Genomic DNA, 19,073 nt, shown 5'->3' with positions numbered 1-19,073 from the left:
TCGACGCCAACGGCATCGTCAACGTGACCGCGAAGGACCTGGGCACCGGCAAGGAGCAGTCGGTCACCATCTCCGGCGGCTCGGCGATGTCCAAGGACGACATCGACCGGATGGTCCGCGAGGCCGAGCAGTACGCCGAGGAGGACCGCAAGCGCCGCGAGGAGGCCGAGGTCCGCAACAACGCCGAGTCCCTCGTCTACCAGACCGAGAAGGTCATCAAGGACAACGAGGACAAGATCCCGGCCGAGGTGAAGACCGAGACCGAGACCGCCGTGGGCGAGCTCAAGAAGGCCCTGGAGGGCTCGGACATCGAGGCCATCCGCTCCGCCAGCGAGAAGGTCGCCCTGGCCAGCCAGAAGATCGGTTCGGCGATCTACGGCCAGCAGCAGGCGGCCGACGGCGCCGCCGGCGCCGGTGCCGCGCAGGACCAGGAGGAGCCGGACGTCGTCGACGCCGAGATCGTCGACGAGGACAACGGCAAGCGCGACGGGAACGCCTGACCGGCGGCCGGACTCTTCGAGGCAAGGAGGCGCAGCGAATGGCGCTGCCGGAGAACGGTAACGGCGAGAAGGGGGAAGGGCCGGTGATCCGCGACAAGCGGCGCATCGATCCGGAGACCGGCGAGCTGCGGACCCCGGAGGGGGAGGCGCCGGAGGCGGCCGCCGAGGAGGAGGCCGGCGCCGGCGCCCAGGAGCCGGTGATCGACGCGGAGGCCGTGGCGGCCGTCGAGGCGGACGTCCGGGTCTCCGAGCTCACCGACGACCTCAAGCGGCTGCAGGCGGAGTACGCCAACTACCGCAAGCGGGTCGATCGCGACCGGCAGGCGGTGAAGGAGCAGGCGCTGGCGCAGGTCCTCGGCGAGCTGCTGCCGATCCTCGACGACATCGGGCGGGCCCGCGAGCACGACGAGCTCAACGGCGGCTTCAAGTCGGTCGGGGAGTCGCTGGAGTCGCTGGTCACCCGGCTGGGGCTGAAGAAGTACGCGGACAAGGGCGACGAGTTCGACCCCAACGTGCACGAGGCCCTGACCCTCGTCCCCCAGCCCGGGGTCGAGGTGCCGACGGTGATCGAGGTGTTCCAGCCCGGGTACCTCATCGGCGAGCGGGTGCTCCGCCCGGCCCGGGTGGTCGTGGCGGGCCCCGCCGAGGAGGAGGCCCCCGCCCCCGCCGCGGACGGGGACGCCGCCCCCGAGGGGGAGGCCGCCGCGGAGGAGGAGGCCCCCGGGGCCGGCTCCGCCGACGGCGGGCAGCAGGAGAAGTAGGAGAAGTCCCCCGCCCCGGGCGCATGGCCGCGCCCGGGGCGGGGGACGCCGGTAGCGGGACACAGCGGACTCGGAAGCGGGAGAAGGCACGCGTCGATGAGCACCAAGGACTACCTCGAGAAGGACTACTACAAGGTCCTCGGAGTCTCGAAGTCGGCGTCCCAGGACGAGATCAAGTCCGCCTACCGCAAGCTCGCCCGCGCCAACCACCCCGACGCCAACACCGGCGACGCGCAGGCCGAGGAGCGCTTCAAGGAGATCTCCGAGGCCTACAGCGTCCTGTCGGACGAGAAGCGCCGCAAGGAGTACGACGACGCCCGCTCCCTGTTCGGCGGGTCTTACCGGCCGGGCGGGGGAACCGGTGCGGGCGGATTCGACCTCGGGGACCTGTTCGGCGGGGCCGGCGGCGGGGGGACCGGCACGCCGGGCGGCGGCGAGCGGCTGAGCGACCTGTTCGGCGGGCTGTTCGGCGGGCGGGGCCGGTCCGCGTCCTCGCGGCGCGGCGCCGATGTGGAGACCGAGACCACGCTGACCTTCAACGAGGCGGCCGAGGGCGTCACCCGGTCGTTCGCGCTGAGCAGCGACGCCGCCTGCCCGACCTGCAAGGGCAGCGGCGCCCGGGCGGGCAGCGCGCCGAAGGTCTGCCCCAAGTGCGCGGGCACCGGCCACGAGAGCAAGAACCTGGGCGGCTTCTCGCTGTCCGAGCCGTGCAGCGAGTGCAAGGGGCGCGGTCTGGTCACCGACGACCCCTGCCCGACCTGCAGCGGCAGCGGGCGCGGCAAGAGCACCCGCAGGATTCAGGCCCGCATCCCCGCCGGCGTCTCCGACGGCCAGCGGATCAAGATCGCGGGGAAGGGAGCGCCGGGTGAGAACGGGGGACCGGCCGGAGACCTCTATGTGGTGGTGCACGTGCAGAAACACCCGGTGTTCGGCAAGTCCGGGGAGAACCTGACCATCACCGTCCCGGTGACCTTCCCGGAGGCCGTGCTCGGCGCGGACATCCGGGTGCCCACGATGAACGGGGTGTCGGTCACCGTGAAGATCCCGCCGGGCACGCCCAGCGGGCGGACCCTGCGGGTGCGCGGCAAGGGCTCCCGGCGCCGCGACGGCACCCTCGGCGACCTGCTGGTCACCGTCGAGGTGCAGGTGCCGCAGAACCTCGGGAGCGAAGCCCGCGAGGCGCTGGAGAAGTACCGGGCCGCCACCTCCGACCAGGATCCGCGCCGCGGGCTGGAGGCCCGGGCCAAGGGAGCGTGAACACGATGAACTACGGCGGCGTCGGCGACGACATCCCGGTCTACGTGATCTCGGTCGCCGCCGAACTCTCCGGACTCCACCCGCAGACGCTGCGCCAGTACGACCGGCTGGGCCTGGTCCGTCCGGGCCGGACCTCCGGCCGCGGCCGGCGCTACTCGATGCGCGACATCCGGCTCCTCCGCGAGGTGCAGCGGCTCTCCCAGGAGGAGGGCATCAACCTCGCCGGGATCAAGCGGATCCTGGAGCTGCAGCAGGAGGTGGAGGAGCTCCGGGAGACCGTGTTCCACCTGCACAACGAGCTGGAGGCGGCGCGCAGCGCGGTCGCCCGGCGCGGCGGCGCGCCCCGCCCCAAGGGGGGCGAGCTGATCCCGGTGCGGCGCACCCGGGTGACCATCTTCAACCCCGCGGCGCACCCGGGCCGCCCCCAGGACGGGCAGGGCGACCAGGGCGAGTGACCGGCCCCCTCGGCGGGGCCGGCGCGGCGGCCGGGGGCGCCGGTGCGCCCCGGCCCGGACCGATTTGCACGACCGTTCGATGATTCGCGTGAAGGGGGCGGCGAACAGATGAACTACAAACTCACCACGAAGAGCCAGGAGGCCCTGTCGGCGGCGATCCGCCGGGCCACCGCCGACGGTGCTCCGCAGGTCGAGCCGGTGCACCTGCTCGCCGCCCTGCTGGAGCAGGGCGAGGGGATCATCCGGCCGCTGCTCAAGGAGGTCGGGACCGACCCGGACTCGCTCGCCGGGCGGACCGACCAGGCGCTGGCCGCGCTGCCCAAGGCCAGCGGGAGCACGGTCAGCGCGCCGCAGAGCTCCCGCCAGCTCATCGTCTCGCTGAACACCGCCGCGCAGCGCGCCCAGCAGATGGAGGACGAGTACGTCTCCACCGAGCACCTGCTGGTCGGGCTGGCCGCCGACGGCGGCGAGGCGGCCCGGCTGCTGAACGACGCAGGCGCCACCCCCGAGGCCCTGCTGGACGCCTTCGAGCGGGTCCGCGGCCCGGGGAAGGTCACCTCGCAGAACCCCGAGGAGACCTACCAGGCGCTGGAGAAGTACGGGGTCGACCTGACCGCGCAGGCCCGCTCCGGCGCGCTGGACCCGGTGATCGGCCGGGACACCGAGATCCGCCGGGTGGTGCAGGTGCTGTCCCGGCGGACCAAGAACAACCCGGTGCTGATCGGCGAGCCCGGCGTGGGCAAGACCGCCGTGGTGGAGGGGCTGGCGCAGCGGATCGTCGCCGGCGACGTGCCCGAGTCGCTGCGGGACAAGCGGCTCATCTCGCTGGACCTGTCCGCGATGGTGGCGGGCGCCAAGTACCGGGGCGAGTTCGAGGAGCGCCTCAAGGCCGTGCTCAACGAGATCAAGGAGAGCGACGGCCAGATCATCACCTTCATCGACGAGCTGCACACCATGGTCGGCGCGGGCGCCGCCGAGGGCGCGATGGACGCGGGCAACATGCTCAAGCCGATGCTGGCCCGCGGCGAGCTGCGCATGGTCGGCGCGACCACGCTGGACGAGTACCGGGAGCGGATCGAGAAGGACCCGGCCCTGGAGCGCCGGTTCCAGCAGGTGCTGGTGGGCGAGCCGTCCGCGGCCGACACCATCGCGATCCTGCGCGGGCTCAAGGGCCGCTACGAGGCGCACCACAAGGTGCAGATCGCCGACTCGGCGCTGGTCGCCGCGGCCACCCTGTCGGACCGCTACATCACCGCGCGGTTCCTCCCGGACAAGGCCATCGACCTGATCGACGAGGCCGCCTCCCGGCTGCGGATGGAGATCGACTCCCGCCCGGTGGAGATCGACGAGCTGCAGCGGACCGTGGACCGGCTCAAGATGGAGGAGATGGCGCTGGACAAGGAGTCCGACGCCGCCTCCCGTCAGCGGCTGGAGCGGCTCCGCGCCGACCTGGCCGACCGCCAGGAGGAGCTGAACGCGCTCAACGCGCGCTGGGAGCAGGAGAAGGCCGGGCTGAACCGGGTCGGCGAGCTCAAGACCCGCCTGGACGGCCTGCGCACCCAGGCCGAGCGGGCGCAGCGCGAGGGCGACTTCACCGAGGCGTCCCGGCTGATGTACGGCGAGATCCCCGAGGTGGAGAAGCAGCTGGAGGAGGCGGCCTCGGCCGAGGCCGAGGCGGAGGCCGGCCCGGACGCGATGGTCAAGGACGAGGTCGGCGCGGACGACGTGGCCGACGTGGTCTCCTCGTGGACCGGCATCCCGGTCGGCCGGCTGATGGAGGGCGAGACCTCCAAGCTGCTCCGGATGGAGGACGAGCTGGGCCGGCGGCTGATCGGGCAGCGGGCCGCGGTCGCCGCGGTCTCCGACGCGGTCCGCCGGGCCCGCGCGGGCATCTCCGACCCGGACCGGCCCACCGGCTCGTTCCTGTTCCTCGGCCCGACCGGTGTCGGCAAGACCGAGCTGGCCAAGGCGCTGGCGGAGTTCCTCTTCGACGACGAGCGGGCGATCGTCCGGATCGACATGAGCGAGTACTCGGAGAAGCACTCGGTCTCCCGGCTGGTCGGCGCGCCCCCCGGGTACGTCGGCTACGAGGAGGGCGGCCAGCTCACCGAGGCCGTGCGGCGCCGCCCCTACACGGTGGTGCTGCTGGACGAGGTGGAGAAGGCGCACCTGGAGGTCTTCGACACGCTGCTGCAGGTGCTGGACGACGGCCGGCTCACCGACGGCCAGGGCCGGGTGGTGGACTTCCGCAACACCCTGCTGATCCTCACCTCGAACCTGGGCTCGCAGTTCCTGGTCGACCCGCAGCTGGAGAACGGCGCCAAGCGGGAGAAGGTCATGCAGGTGGTGCAGAACACCTTCAAGCCGGAGTTCCTCAACCGGCTGGACGACGTGATCATGTTCGAGGCGCTGTCCACCGAGGACCTGACCCGCATCGTCGACCTGCAGGTGGACAAGTTGAGCAGGCGGCTGGCGGACCGCCGGCTCGACCTGGACGTCACCGCCGCGGCCCGCGAGTGGCTGGCGCTCACCGGCTACGACCCGGCCTACGGCGCCCGCCCGCTGCGCCGCCTGGTGCAGGCCGCCATCGGCGACCCGCTCGCCAAGGAGCTGCTCTCCGGCGAGCTGGCCGAGGGCGACACCGTCCGGGTGGACCTGGACGAGACCGCCGACCGGCTCACCGTCTCCCGCGCCGAGCAGCCCGCGGGGGTCTGACCCCGGCCGGCACCGGGCAGAGCCGAACCGGGCCGCCTTCCCGACGGGGAGGCGGCCCGGTTCAGTCGTAGATCCCCGAGCGGTGACCGACTTTCATCACCCAGATGATCAGCCGTCCTGCTTCAACGGTGTAGATGACCCGGTAGTCCCCCACTCTGAGCCTGCGCAGATCCGGATCGCCGACCAGTGCGGTGGTGTTGAAACCGAACGGATCACTCTCCAACTCACCCAGTTTGCGCAGGATCTTCATCGCAGTGGCCCGGGGAAGCTTGCGCAGCTCCGCGCGGGCTTCAGGGCGGAAGACCGTCTTGTACCCCGTCATTCCGGCCGCGCCAGCGTTTCCGCCATGACCTCTTCAAGCGGGATTCCCGGCTCGGGGTTGGCCATCCGCTCCCGGACCATGCGGATGATGGCCTGCTCCTCGTACTCCTGGAAGCGGCGGAGCATATCGATCGGAACGACGGCGGCCACCTCTCTCCCGCGCCTGGTGATCACCGTCGGCTCGTCTTCCCTGTCCGCTCGGTCGACGACATCGGCCAAGTGGTCACGGACCTGCCGGATGGACTCGACGGGAATCTCGCTCATGGAACCGATGGTACACATGGACCACTTGGTTCCACGGCCTTTCGCTCCAGAGAGCGCACCATCCGGAAGTACGCCGGGGATCCCCTCAGGCGGCCAGCAGCAGGGCGCGGGGGCCGCCGAAGCGGGCGGCGCCGGCGGACGGGCGGGACGGGATCGCCTCGGCCGAGGCCAGGTCCAGGTGGAGGCCGCCGATCAGGTCGATCAGCCGGAGCCCGAGGGCGCGCCGGATCGCCGCGAGGACCTCGGAGGACGGCTCCTTGCGGCCGCGCTCGACCTCGGAGAGGTAGGGCAGCGACACCTGGGCGGCGTCGGCGACCTCGCGCAGCGTCCGCCCCTGCTCCAGGCGGACCCGGCGGAGCAGCGCGCCGACCGCCTCGCGCATCAGCGGCTCGTCGTCCTGCTCCTCGGACGGCGGCGCGGGCCGGGGAGCCCCGCCGGGCAGGGAGAAGCCGACCGGGAAGCCGCCGGGGCGCTGCTCCGCGCCGTCCTCGGCGGCCTCGTCGAGAACGGGGCGCAGGACGCGCTCGGTCATGGGTGCCTCCGCTGTGCTCGGCGCGGTGCTCGGGTCCGTCGTCCCCCCGACGATAGTTCCGGGCCCCCTCCCCCGCCATGGGGTGCCGCCCCGTTCTGCGCACGGCAGAACGCCCGGGACCGCGCGCACCGCCCCGCCCGCGGGGAGGGGGCCCGCGGGCGGGGCGGTGCGGGACTCGGGTCAGGCGGCGCGGGCCGCCGGGGAGCGGGCCTCGATGATCCCGTCGATCAGGCCGTACTCCTCGGCCTGGGCGGCGGTGAAGATCTTGTCCCGGTCGGTGTCCTCGCGCAGCCGCTCGGTGCTCTGGCCGGTGTGCCGGGCGAGGATGTCCTCGATCTGGGACCGGACCCGGAGGATCTCCGCGGCCTGGATCTCCAGGTCGGCGGCCTCGCCCTGGCCCTCGGTGGAGGGCTGGTGGAGCAGGACCCGGGCGTGCGGGAGCGCGGCGCGCTTGCCCGGCGCGCCCGCCGCGAGCAGCACCGCGGCGGCCGAGGCCGCCTGCCCCATGCACACCGTGGCCACGTCGGAGCGGACGTACTGCATGGTGTCGTAGATGGCGGTCAGCGCGGTGTTCGAGCCGCCCGGCGAGTTGATGTAGAGCTGGACGTCCCGCTCCGGGTTCTCGTGGTCCAGGTGGAGCAGCTGGGCCATCACCACGTTGGCCACCCCGTCGTCGATCGGGGTGCCGATGAAGATGATCCGCTCCGCGAGCAGCCGGGAGAACACGTCGTAGGCGCGCTCCCCGTCCGGCCGCCGCTCCACCACGGTGGGCACGGTGTAGGTGCTCATTCGCCCGCTCCCTTCGCGTCCGCCGCCTGCCGCACCGCCATGCCGACGCCGCCCGGGGCGCCGAAGCCGAACCGGCGCGCGGTGTCCCCGCCGATGTCGGCGACGCTCTCCACCACCTTGTCGATGAAGCCGTACTCCTCGGCCTGCTCCGGGGTGAACCAGCGGTCCCGCCGCTGGTCCTCGGCGACCCGCTCCAGGCTCTGGCCGGTGTGCTCGGCGATCAGCCGCTGCATGGTCTTCTTGGTGTAGGCCAGGTTCTCCGCCTGGATGGCGATGTCGGCCGCGGTCCCGGCCAGCCCGCCGGAGGGCTGGTGCATCATGATCCGCGCGTGCGGCAGGCTGTACCGCTTGCCCGCCGCGCCCACGCAGAGCAGGAACTGGCCCATGCTGTAGGCCGACCCCATGACCAGGGTGGCCACGTCGTTGGGGATGAACCGCATGGTGTCGTAGATGGCCATCCCGGCGGTGACCGACCCGCCCGGGCTGTTGATCAGCAGGATGATGTCCCGCTTGGGGTCCTCCTCCGCGAGCAGCATCAGCTGCCCGCTCACCCGGTTGGCGACCGCGTCGTCCACGGCCGCGCCGAGCAGCACGATCCGGCCGTGCAGCAGCCGCGTCGCGATCTGGTCGTCGATGCCGCCGACCGGGCCGGCCTCCGCGGTCGCCCGCAGTGTGTCCGCAAGCATGTGCTCCTCCTCGCCCCGGCCCTGCGGCGGGCACCCGCCCACCGCGTCCGGTCCTCCCACCCTGCGGCGGCCGCGCCCCCCGATGCCACGGTTTCTGCCGGGGGGAGATCTGCTCCCGGCAGACCACCGCGCCGACCTGCGGTCCCCTCTTCATGGCGGCCCCGTTCCGGGGTACGGTCGCGGTGCGGAGCGCCGCCGCGGGAGGCGCGTGCGGACCGCTCCGGCGGCCTCCGGCCGGCCGCGCCCGCACCGGCCGGGCCCGGTGTGTGAGGCCGGTCATACGACGCCTGACGTACGCCGAAGACGCCCGAAGGGGGACGACAGCGGACGTCTCGCCCCGGGAGGGTCGGGGGCATGGAGATCGGGATCTGGATCGGGATCGTGCTGGGCGTGCTCTCCACGGCCTGCTACAGCGCCGCGGCCGTGGCGCAGCGGCGGCTGGCCGTCGCGCTGCCCGAGCCGCTGACCGGCGGGCGGCCGCTGTCGCGGCTGCTGCGGCACCCGCTGTGGTGGACCTCGGCCGTGCTCAACGCGGGGCGGGCCGGGCTGCAGGTGGCGGCGCTGGCCTTCGCGCCGCTGACCGTGGTGCAGCCGCTCGGCGTCCTGGTCCTGGTGTTCGGTCTGCCGTGGTCGGCGCGGCTCGGCGGGCGGCGGGTCACGCCCCGGGAGTGGCGCGGCGCGGTGCTCACCGTGCTGGCGCTGGCGCTGCTGCTGTGGGCGGCGGTGACCGGGGGCCGGAGCCGGCCGATGGACGCCTGGACCTCGGCGGCCGTGGTGGTCGGGGCCCTGGTGCTGATCAGCGGCCTCGCCTGGGCCGCGGGGCGGGCGTCCTCCCTCCGAATGCGCAGCTGCCTGCTCGGGGCCGGCGCGGGGACCGCATTCGGGGTGGCCTCGGCGACCACCAAGACCGCCATCGCGGTGGCGGCCGCCGACGGCGCCGCGTTCCTGCTGCACCCCGCCGCGTGCGGCACCGCGGCGATCGCGGTCCTCGGCCTGCTCCTGGCGCAGGCCGCCTACCAGGGCATGGAGCTGGGCGCCCCGCTCGGCGTCACCGCCGTCGCCAACCCGGTCGCCGCCTCCGCGGTCGGCGTCGCCTTCATGGGCGAGTCCTACACCGCCGGGTGGACCGGCGCCGGGATCGCGGTGCTGTGCGGGATGCTCGCCGCCTACGGCATCGCGCTGATGTCGGTGCCGGACGGCCGCCTCCCCGCCCGGGGCGGCGGCCGGGAGGGTCCCCGGGGGCGCCGCCCGGCCCGGCCCGGCCGGCCGTCCCGCGGCCGGTTCCGGTCAGCGGACGGGGCGGCTTCGGCCCGGCAGGAGGGCCTCCTATAAGGTCGTCGGGCATCCGCACCGCCCGCACCGGGCGGTGCGCCGGAAGCCGGAGGGAGCGGCGGGGCGGAGCATGGGCGAGTTCCTCGACGCGGCACTGGGGTTCCCCACGGCCCTGTTCTCCTTCGCCATGGCGGCCGTACTGGTCTACTGGGTGCTGGCGCTGCTCGGCGCGCTCGACGTCGGCCTGCTCGACTCCGACGCCGGGGACGGCGACGGGCCCGGCCCGGCCGCGCTGCTCGGCGCCGTCGGGCTCCGCGGAGTGCCGGCCACCGTCTCCCTGTCCCTGCTCATCGCGCTGGCCTGGTTCTTCAGCCTGGTTGGGAACGTCGTGATCGATTCCCTCGCGGGGTCGCTGTCCACCCCGGTCCTCATCGTCCTCGGCATCCTCGCCCTGATCATCGCCGCCACCCTGGCCTGGGGCGTGACCAGCGGCATCGTCATGGGGGTGCGCAGATTCCTCCCCGGCGTGCGGGCGGCGCGCACCTCCGGCGAGCTGGTCGGGCGCACCTGCACCGTGCGCACCCTGCGGGTGGACCGCGAGTTCGGGCAGGCCGAGGTGGTCTCCGGGGACGGCTCGACCATGCTCATCCAGGTGCGCACGATCGACGACGAGCCGCTCGCCTCCGGCGACACCGCGCTGATCTTCGACCACGACGCCAAGGCCGGCTTCTTCCGCGTCTCCCGGTTCGATCCGGCCCTGGACCCCGGGGAATCCTGAGCCCCCTGGTTCCCCCGAGGCCGCTTGCGGCCAGGCGGGACGCGGAACCGGGGGGTGCCCGGCCGCGTCGCACCCGGTGGGTCGGAACCGAGCAGAGCGGCCCCGGGGCCCGCCCCGCCGCTCGCTCCCGCACCGGATCCGCGGCCCGCCGCACTCATCCCCTCGGCAGGTAGGGAGACCAGCCCCGTATGGAAGCCATCGGCATCGCCGGCGGTGTGCTCATCGCCGCCCTCGTCCTCATCGCGATCGTGCTCCCGATCATCCTCATCCGCCTGTTCCGCAAGGTGAAGCAGGGTGAGGCGCTCATCATCTCCAAGGTCCGCGATGTCGACGTGACGCTGACCGGCGCGGTCGTCCTCCCGGTGCTGCACAAGGCCGAGCTGATGGACATCTCGCAGAAGTCCATCCTGCTGGAGCGCTCCGGAAGGAACGCTCTGACCTGCAAGGACAACATCCTCGCCGACATCCGGATCAAGTTCTTCATCCGCGTCAACCCGGAGAAGACCGACATCCTGCGGGTCGCCAAGAACATCGGCGTGGAGAACGCCAGCAGCCAGGAGAAGCTGCAGGACCTCTTCGACGCCAAGTTCGAGGAGGCGCTGAAGACCGTCGGCAAGTACTTCGACTTCGAGGACCTCTACACCCAGCGCAAGGAGTTCCGCGACCGGATCGTCGAGGTCATCGGCAACGACCTGTACGGCTACGTCCTGGAGGACGCGGCCATCGCCGACCTCAAGCAGACCCCGCTGGACCAGCACGACCCGAACAACATCCTCGACGCCGAGGGCATCACCAAGATCACCGAGCGCACCGCCCTCCAGCACCGGCGCACCAACGAGCTGGAGAACGAGCGCGACAAGGAGATCAAGCGGAGCGACACCGAGACCGCCGAGACCCTGGCCGAGCTGGAGCGCCAGGAGGCCGAGGCGAAGGCCCGCGCCAAGCGCGAGATCGAGACGATCCAGGCCCGCGAGGAGGCCGAGACCCAGCGGGTCCAGGCCGAGGAGACGCTCAAGGCGCGCGCCGCCCAGCTCCGCACCGAGGAGCAGCTCGGCGTGCAGCGGGAGAACCAGCAGCGCGAGATCGCCGTCGCGGAGAAGAACCGCGAGCGCGTCATCGCGGTGGAGTCGGAGCGGATCGAGAAGGACCGGCTGCTGGAGGTCGTCGCCCGCGACCGCGAGGTGCAGCTCTCCACGATCGCCAAGGACAAGGAGGTCGAGGCGGAGAAGCGCGAGGTCGCCGACGTCATCCGGGAGCGGGTCGCGGTGGACAGGACCGTGGCCGAGCAGGAGGAGGCGATCAAGCGGCTGCGCGCGGTCGAGGAGGCCGAGCGGGAGCGCCAGGCCATCGTCATCAAGGCCGAGGCCGAGGCGCAGGAGAACCTGGTCAAGGACATCAAGGCCGCCGAGGCCGCGGAGGAGGCGGCCAAGCACCGCGCCGCCGAGGAGCTCACCCTGGCCGAGGCCCGGCAGCAGGCCGCCGACCTGGACGCCCGTTCCCAGATCCGGCTGGCCGAGGGCAAGCAGGCCGAGGCCGCCGCGGAGGGCCTGGCCGCCGTCCAGGTGCGCGAGTCCGACGCCGCCGCGGTGGAGAAGGTCGGCCGCGCGGAGAACACCGTCGCCCGGGAGAAGGCCGCGATCGAGGCCGAGGCCATCGCCGCGAAGCTCAAGGCCGAGGCGGAGGGCCTGAACGACAAGGCCGGCGCGATGGCCGCGCTGGACCAGGTCAGCCGGGAGCACGAGGAGTACCGGCTGCGCCTGGAGGCGGAGAAGGAGGTCCGCCTGGCCGGCATCGACGTGCACCGGCAGGTCGCCGAGGCGCAGGCCACGGTGCTCGCCACCGGCCTGGAGAACGCCGACATCAACATCGTCGGCGGCGACGGCATGTTCTTCGACCGGATGGTCAACTCGATCGGGCTGGGCAAGGCGGTGGACGGCTTCGTCGGCAACTCCGAGGTCGCGCAGAACCTGGCCGGCCCGTGGCTGAACGGCGAGTCCGACTTCACCGCCGACCTGTCCCGGCTGCTCGGCTCGGTGGACACCGCCGACCTGAAGAACCTCACCGTCTCCGCGCTGCTGGTCAAGCTGATCCGGGGCGGCTCGCCGGAGTCGGACAAGCTGCAGCGGCTCCTGGACACCGCCCGCGAGCTGGGCGTCGCCGACCACAGCGTGGCCGCGCTGGCCGCCCTCGACGGCGCGAAGCGGTGATCGGCGCGTGACCGACGTGCAGACCGACGGGCCCTCCGCCGCGGCGGAGGGCCCCGCCCCCGGTTCCGGCCCGGCCTCCGAGCTCGACGCCGGGACCTACGAGGTCCTCCGCGGCCGCCTCGCCGAGCAGGCGGCCGAGCTGTCCCGGCGCGCCGAGCGGCTGAACGAGCGGCGGCTGGAGGTGTTCGGCTCCAGCAAGCTGCGGCTGCTGGGCACCGAGCGCATCCGCACCGAGCACAACTGCGTGCCGCGGGACATCGTGGCCGTGGGCGGGCTGATGCTGTTCGGCTACAACGTGTTCATCGGCCTCAAACCGGAGACCACCGTCGGCGACGTGTTCGCGCTGCACGCCTTCGAGCGGGAGCACGGCGGCGACGGGTTCCGGTTCGCCGAGGCCGGCCACGGCGAACTCCCCGGCCTGCTCGACGAGGACCGGTTCCGCCGCGACTTCGGCGAGCTGTACCGCTACTACAAGGACACCCGGCTGATGCAGCTGCGCCGGGTCGAGGGGCGGCTGCTGGCGGTCTTCCAGACCGGGCCGCGCACCGACGACACCCGGGTGCTGCGCTGGTCGGTCACGCCCCGCGGCGAGGTCTCCTACCGGGACAACCGGGGCGACAGGGACCACGTCTTCCCGTCCCCGTACGACTTCGACTGGACCGAGACCACCCGGGAGGACCACGTCCTCGGCCGCCACCCGCACATCTCCGTCCGGGGGAAGGTGTTCGTGGAGACGGTCGGCGGCGACCTGACCGTCAAGGTGGAGAACAACACCGAGGTCGGCGAGGGCGTCTACAGCGAGCCGGTGGCCGAGCCGCTGCAGAGCCTGGCCGACGCCGAGGTGCACTACGCCGAGGTGGGGCCGCTGGTCCTGCTCCGGGTCCGGCCCTACAACGAGGACGACCACCGGTACCTGGTGTTCAACACCCGCACCAAGGAGGTGGTCCGGCTCGACGGGATCGGCCGGGCCTGCCGGCGGCTCCCCGAGGACCAGGGCATCATCTTCCCCGGCGGCTGCTACCTGGCCACCGGCGCGGTGAAGACCTTCGACACCGACATCGCCGACCTGGAGTTCGAGCGGACCATCCGCTCGCCCAACGGCGAGGACGTGCTCTACGCCTTCCACGGGCGCGCGGAGGGGCGCAGCCTGCTGCTGCCCTACAACGTGATCCGCAAGGAGGTCGCCAACCCGATCGACTGCCACGGGTACTCGCTGTTCGACGACGGCACCCTGGTGGTGTTCCGCAGCTCCGGCGACGAGCCGACCCGGGTGCACCCGCTGCAGGTGTGGGCCACCCCGTTCGTCTCCGACGTGCACGCCGCGGCGCAGCCCGCGGGCACCGGCCCGCTGGAGCGGATCGGCAACGCCGACCTGGTCCGCGGCATCTCCGACTGCCTGTCGGTCACCCGGATGGTGGACGAGATGTCGCCGTCCACCGCGGTGTTCGAGGCGCTCATCGCCGCCTGCCGGCGGCTCGGCGACCACTACCACTGGCTCGGCGAGGAGGAGCTGGGCGCCCTGGCCGGCCCGGTCCAGGAGGTGCGCGCCACCGCCGGGCAGGTACTGGAGGAGTTCGAGAAGGTCCAGGCGCTGACCGCGCAGGCGGCCGAGGCGATGGGCGCCGCCGAGGCGGAGGCGGCCGCGCTGGTCCGCCGGGCCCGCGCGGAGGACGGCGGCTCCGCCGACGCCTGGGTCGGCCTCCTGGCCGAGCTGCGCCGGGCGCAGGGCCGGGCGGTGGCCCTCGGCGAGATGCGGCACGTCGACGCCGACCGGGTGGACGGCCTGCAGCGGCTGCTCGACGAGGAGCTGGACGCCACCGGCCGGCGCGCGGTGGAGTTCCTCCGCGGCGAGGAGGCGTTCGCCGCCTACCACGTCGAGGTGGAGCGGCTGGCCGCCGAGGCGGAGGCGATCTCCTCGGTCGCCGGGGCCGCCCCGGTGGCCGACCGGCTGGCCGAGCAGACCGAGGGCCTGGAGGTGGTCACCGAGGTCGTCGGCGCCCTGGACATCGGCGACGCGCAGGTGCGCACCGCGGTGCTGGAGCGGATCGGCGAGGTGGCCGGGGCGGTCAACCGGGCCCGCGCCGCCCTGCAGGCGCGCCGCCGGGAGCTGATGGACTCCGAGGGGCGCGCCGAGTTCGCCGCCGAGTTCGCGCTGCTCGGCCAGGCGGTGACCGCGGCGCTGGCCGCCGCCGGCACCCCGGACGCCTGCGACGAGCAGCTCGGCCGGCTGATGCTGCGGCTGGAGAACCTGGAGTCGCGGTTCGCCGAGTTCGACGACTTCCTCACCGACCTGTCCGCCAAGCGGGAGGACGTCTACGAGGCGCTGTCCGCGCGCAAGCAGGCGCTGCTGGACGAGCGGGCGCGCCGGGCCGACCGGCTGGCCGCCTCGGCCGAGCGGATCCTGTCCGGGGTGCGCCGCCGCGCCGCGGCCCTGGAGACGGTCGACGACGTCAACACCTACTTCGCCTCCGACCCGATGGTGGCCAAGCTCCGCTCGACCGCCGAGGAGCTGCGCGGCCTGGGCGACACGGTGCGCGCCGAGGAGCTGGACGGCCGGGTCAAGGCGGCCCGGCAGGAGGCCGGGCGGGCGCTGCTCGACCGGATCGACCTCTACGACGACGGCGGGGAGACGCTGCGGCTGGGCCGGCACCGGTTCGCGGTCAACACCCAGCCGATCGACCTGACCATGGTGCCGCACCGGGGCGAGATGGCCGTGACGGTGACCGGCACCGACTTCCGGCAGCCGGTGCGCGACCCGGAGTTCCAGGCCACCCGGGAGTTCTGGGAGCAGTTGCTGCCCTCGGAGTCGCCGGAGGTGTACCGGTCGGAGTACCTGGCCGCGGCGGTCCTGGCGGACGCCGAGGCGGGCGCGGACGGCCCGTCGGTGGCGGAGCTGTCCGAGGCCGCGCTGGGCGACGGCGGGGCGCTGGCGCCCCTGGTGCGCGCCGCCGCCGAGGCCCGCTACGACGAGGGGTACGAGCGCGGCGTGCACGACCACGACGCCGCGCTGATCCTCCGCGAGGTGCTGCGGCTGCGGGCCGCCGCCGGGCTGCTCCGGCACCCGGCGCGGGCGCGCGCCGCGGCCCGGCTGTTCTGGGCGTTCGGCGCCGCGCCGGAGGCCCGGGAGCCGTGGCGGACCCGGGCGGTCTCGCTGGCCCGGGCCCGGGACGCGTTCGGGCTGCGCGGCTCGCCGGCGGTCGGCGCCCTCCGCGCCGAGCTGGCCGGCGCGATCGGCGCGTTCCTCGGCGGGGCGGGGCTGCCGGACGCGCCCGCGGCGGCGGCCGGCGGCTACCTGTTCGAGGAGCTCTCCCAGGCCCCGGCGGGCTTCGGCACCAGCGCGGAGGCCCGCGCGCTGCTGGAGGGGTTCCGGGCGGCGCTGGGCGGCCCGTCGTCCGCGGCGCACAAGGAGTTCGCCGCCGACCTGGCCGCGCTGGGCGGTCTGGCCGAGCGGCACCAGCTCGCCTCGGCCTGGCTGGGCGGCTACGCGGCGACGCTGGACGGCGCCGCGCCCCCCGCCGACGTGCTGGAGGAGGCGGTCGCGGTGGAGCTGTGCGGGGCCGAGGTGCAGCAGTACGACTCCTCCACCGAGCTGTCCGCGACCGTGCAGGGGCTGCTCGGCACGCACCCGCGGATCGCGGAGCGCCGGCTGGAGCTGCGGCTGGACGAGTTCCTGGAGCGCACCCGGCGGTTCCGCGAGGAGCGCGCCCCGGCGTTCCGGGAGTACCTGCGCCGCCGCAACGGACTGGTCGAGGCGGAGCGGTCCCGGCTGCGGCTGGAGGAGTACACGCCCAAGGTGATGAGCGGCTTCGTCCGCAACAGGCTGCTGGACGACTCCTACCTGCCGCTGATCGGCGACAACCTGGCCAAGCAGCTGGGCTCGGCCGGGGACGGCAAGCGGACCGACAACAACGGCCTGCTGCTGCTCATCTCCCCGCCCGGCTACGGCAAGACCACCCTGATGGAGTACGTGGCGAGCCGGCTCGGCCTGGTGTTCGTGAAGGTCAACGGCCCCGCGCTGGGGCACGCGGTGACCTCGCTGGACCCGGCGGACGCGCCGGACGCCACCGCCCGCCAGGAGGTGGAGAAGATCGGGTTCGCCCTGGAGATGGGGAGCAACGTGCTCCTCTACCTGGACGACGTCCAGCACACCAACCCGGAGCTGCTGCAGAAGTTCATCTCGCTCTGCGACGGCCAGCGCCGGATGGAGGGCGTCTGGGAGGGCCGCACCCGCACCTACGACCTGCGCGGCAAGCGGTTCGCGGTGTGCATGGCGGGCAACCCCTACACCGAGCAGGGGCAGCGGTTCCGGATCCCGGACATGCTGGCCAACCGGGCCGACGTGTACAACCTCGGCGACGTGCTCTCCGGCAAGGAGGACGTGTTCGCGCTCAGCTACATCGAGAACGCGCTGACCGCCAACCCGGTGCTGGCGCCGCTGTCCGGCCGGGACCGCGGCGACATCGAGCTGCTGGTGCGGATGGCCGGCGGGGACGACTCGGTCCGCCCGGACCGGCTCTCCCACCCGTACTCGCAGGTGGAGCTGGAGCAGATCCTGGCGGTGCTGGGCAAGCTGCTCCGGGTGCAGCAGGTGGTGCTCGCCGTCAACCGGGCCTACATCGCCTCCGCGGCGCGCTCCGACGACGCCCGCACCGAGCCGCCGTTCCGGCTGCAGGGCTCCTACCGGAACATGAACCGGCTGGCGGAGAAGGTGGTGCCGGTGATGAACGACGCCGAGCTGGAGGCGGTGATCGACGACCACTACCTCGGCGAGGCGCAGACCCTCACCTCCGGCGCCGAGGCCAACCTGCTCAAACTGGGCGAGCTGCGCGGCACCCTCACCCCGGAGCAGGCGGAGCGGTGGGCCGAGGTGAAGGCCGGCCACCTGCGCGCCAAGGCGCTGGGCGGCGATGACGACCCGCTCTCCCGCGCGGTCGGCGCGGTCGGCCTCCTCGCCGACCGGGTCGGCGACGTCCACTCCGCCATCGAACGCGCCGCGGACCGCTTCCCGGGCCCGGAGCGGGGCTGAGCGGACGGATCTCCGGCGGGGCCGCTCCGGCGGCCCCGTCTTTCCCGTCCGCGGCAGGGCACCGCAGGCTACGCTGAAGGCATGACCGCGCAGCCGGAATGCACAGCCCCCGGGATGGGACCGGGCGGGCTTCCGGGATGGATGCATCCGCCCCGCGACGAGGGGTGGATCGCCGAAGACCTGGACAAGCTGCCCGAAGCTCCCAGGCACACCGAACTCATCGACGGAGCCCTCGTCTTCATGATGTCGCCGCAGCGGTCCTGGCACGGCCAGACCGTCACCTCGATGACCGTCATGCTCAAGCGGCAGGCGCCGGAGGGCACGACCGTGGAGCGCGAGATGACCGTCAAGCTCGACCGGTACAACCGCCCCGAGCCGGACGTGCTGTTCGCCCCGATCCCGTTCGAGTCGAAGCGCACCTGCTTCGCCGCCTCGGACGTCGCGCTCGCCGTCGAGGTCGTCTCCCCCGAATCGGCGCACCGGGACCGCAAGGTGAAGCCGGGCAAGTACGCGGGCGCGGGGATCGCGCACTTCTGGCGGGTGGAGAACGAGGACGACGTCCCGGTGGTGCACACCTATGAACGGGACGCCACCACGGGCCTCTACGCGCCTACGGGCGTCTTCCGGAAGCGCCTCGAGGTCTCCCTGCCGTTCCCGATCAGCGCCGACCTCGAGCGCCTTCTGCCCACGATGGGGCTGGGGTAGCGGCCCCGTGTCCTGGTACACCCCGGTCCCAGTGGCCGCCGACCTCTCCGCGGAGCTGGCCACCGGGTGGACCGCGCGCGCCGGCGGGGCGCACACGCTGGTGCCGGACGGCTGCGTGGACGTGCTCTGGCTGAGCACCGGCCGGATCGTGGTGTGCGGGCCGGAGACCTCCGGGTGGTCGTTCGAGCTGCCCGCCGGGACCGAGGCGGTGGGGGTGCGGTTCCGCCCCGGGCTGGCCGCCGCCGCGCTGGGGCTGGACACCCCCGGGTCGCTGAACCGGCGGATCGAGCTGGCCGACGTGCTCGGCGCCCGCACCCAGCGGATCCTGCTGGAGCGGATGGACGCGGCCTGCACCGCGGAGCACCGGCTGCACCTGCTCCAGGACGGGGTGCGCGAGCGGCTGCGCACCGTACCGCCGCCGCCCGCGGTGCACGGGTCGGCGCGGACCGCCGCGCTGGTCTCCGGGATGCTCGGCGACGACCCGTCGTCGCCGGTGGCCGAGCTGGCCCGCGCCGCCGGGCTCAGCGAGCGCCAGCTGCACCGGCGCTGCACCTCCGCGTTCGGCTACGGCCCGGCGGTGCTCCGCCGCATCCTCCGCCTGCAGCGCTTCCTCCGCCTGGCCCGGCACCCCGCCGCCACCACCGACCTGTCGGTCCTGGCCTCGATGGCCGGCTACGCCGACCAGCCGCACCTGAACCGGGACTGCAGGGCCCTGGCCGGCGTCCCGCCCCGCGCCCTGCTCGGCCTGGAGCTGAGCCACGCCACCGGCTGACCGCCCCGCTCCCCGCCCGGATCGCGGACGGAA

16 protein-coding genes are annotated in these 19,073 nt (G+C 73.6%); 11 read left to right on the top strand and 5 right to left on the bottom strand.

Annotated features, from left to right (window positions below):
- The 5 genes from D459_RS0122640 to clpB form a co-directional block, all read left to right on the top strand.
- The coding region (locus D459_RS0122640) for an Hsp70 family protein (RefSeq protein WP_026120668.1) at positions 1–500 on the top strand (500 nt) is incomplete at its 5' end.
- 38 nt (positions 501–538) lie between these two features.
- On the top strand, positions 539–1,261 hold the full coding sequence (grpE, locus tag D459_RS0122635) for a nucleotide exchange factor GrpE (RefSeq protein WP_017595294.1): 723 nt from the start codon (positions 539–541) through the stop codon (positions 1,259–1,261).
- Between the two features lie 96 nt (positions 1,262–1,357).
- Entirely contained in the window at positions 1,358–2,518 is a 1,161-nt protein-coding gene (gene dnaJ, locus D459_RS0122630) for a molecular chaperone DnaJ (RefSeq protein ID WP_017595293.1), read from the top strand.
- 5 nt (positions 2,519–2,523) lie between these two features.
- Positions 2,524–2,973: a heat shock protein transcriptional repressor HspR gene (locus D459_RS0122625; RefSeq protein ID WP_020380295.1), complete on the top strand. Its 450-nt coding sequence runs from the start codon at positions 2,524–2,526 to the stop codon at positions 2,971–2,973.
- Positions 2,974–3,081: 108 nt separating this feature from the next.
- Positions 3,082–5,688, top strand: coding sequence for an ATP-dependent chaperone ClpB (gene clpB, locus D459_RS0122620; RefSeq protein WP_017595291.1), 2,607 nt, complete (start codon positions 3,082–3,084; stop codon positions 5,686–5,688).
- A 61-nt stretch (positions 5,689–5,749) separates the two neighbouring features.
- Here clpB and D459_RS0122615 read toward each other — a convergent pair whose 3' ends face one another.
- The 5 genes from D459_RS0122615 to D459_RS0122595 all read right to left on the bottom strand — a co-directional run bounded on the left by D459_RS0122615 (position 5,750) and on the right by D459_RS0122595 (position 8,280).
- On the bottom strand, positions 5,750–6,010 hold the full coding sequence (locus D459_RS0122615; protein WP_017595290.1) for a type II toxin-antitoxin system RelE family toxin: 261 nt from the start codon (positions 6,008–6,010) through the stop codon (positions 5,750–5,752).
- Entirely contained in the window at positions 6,007–6,273 is a 267-nt protein-coding gene (locus D459_RS0122610; protein ID WP_026120667.1) for a type II toxin-antitoxin system Phd/YefM family antitoxin, read from the bottom strand. The genes D459_RS0122615 and D459_RS0122610 overlap by 4 nt, the downstream gene beginning before the upstream one ends.
- 85 nt (positions 6,274–6,358) lie before the next feature.
- A complete protein-coding gene (locus tag D459_RS32425; protein ID WP_017595288.1) occupies positions 6,359–6,805 on the bottom strand; it encodes a helix-turn-helix domain-containing protein in 447 nt (148 codons plus the stop codon).
- Positions 6,806–6,985: 180 nt separating this feature from the next.
- Positions 6,986–7,594 carry an ATP-dependent Clp protease proteolytic subunit gene (locus tag D459_RS0122600; RefSeq protein ID WP_017595287.1) on the bottom strand — a complete coding sequence of 203 codons (609 nt, stop codon included), beginning with the start codon at positions 7,592–7,594 and terminating at the stop codon, positions 6,986–6,988.
- Positions 7,591–8,280: a ClpP family protease gene (locus D459_RS0122595; protein WP_040710837.1), complete on the bottom strand. Its 690-nt coding sequence runs from the start codon at positions 8,278–8,280 to the stop codon at positions 7,591–7,593. The genes D459_RS0122600 and D459_RS0122595 overlap by 4 nt, the downstream gene beginning before the upstream one ends.
- A gap of 354 nt (positions 8,281–8,634) precedes the next feature.
- Between D459_RS0122595 and D459_RS32420 the strand changes: the two genes are divergently transcribed.
- From D459_RS32420 to D459_RS0122565, 6 genes are all read left to right on the top strand, one after another.
- Positions 8,635–9,612 (top strand): DMT family transporter, encoded by a 978-nt coding sequence (locus D459_RS32420; RefSeq protein ID WP_169558467.1) that lies wholly within the window; start codon positions 8,635–8,637, stop codon positions 9,610–9,612.
- Positions 9,613–9,682: 70 nt separating this feature from the next.
- A complete protein-coding gene (locus D459_RS0122585) occupies positions 9,683–10,330 on the top strand; it encodes an OB-fold-containig protein (RefSeq protein ID WP_017595285.1) in 648 nt (215 codons plus the stop codon).
- Between the two features lie 188 nt (positions 10,331–10,518).
- A complete protein-coding gene (locus D459_RS0122580; protein WP_017595284.1) occupies positions 10,519–12,537 on the top strand; it encodes a flotillin family protein in 2,019 nt (672 codons plus the stop codon).
- Positions 12,538–12,544: 7 nt separating this feature from the next.
- Entirely contained in the window at positions 12,545–17,563 is a 5,019-nt protein-coding gene (locus tag D459_RS0122575; RefSeq protein WP_017595283.1) for a DNA repair ATPase, read from the top strand.
- 141 nt (positions 17,564–17,704) lie between these two features.
- Complete coding sequence (locus tag D459_RS0122570) at positions 17,705–18,268, top strand: Uma2 family endonuclease (RefSeq protein ID WP_017595282.1); 564 nt, start codon at positions 17,705–17,707, stop codon at positions 18,266–18,268.
- Between the two features lie 7 nt (positions 18,269–18,275).
- On the top strand, positions 18,276–19,040 hold the full coding sequence (locus D459_RS0122565; RefSeq protein WP_026120665.1) for a helix-turn-helix domain-containing protein: 765 nt from the start codon (positions 18,276–18,278) through the stop codon (positions 19,038–19,040).
- Positions 19,041–19,073: the final 33 nt, after the last annotated feature.

The sequence above is a fragment of the Nocardiopsis potens DSM 45234 genome (assembly GCF_000341105.1).
GTDB classification, from domain to species: Bacteria; Actinomycetota; Actinomycetes; order Streptosporangiales; family Streptosporangiaceae; genus Nocardiopsis_A; species Nocardiopsis_A potens.
This window is presented reverse-complemented; position numbering and strand designations above follow the sequence as displayed.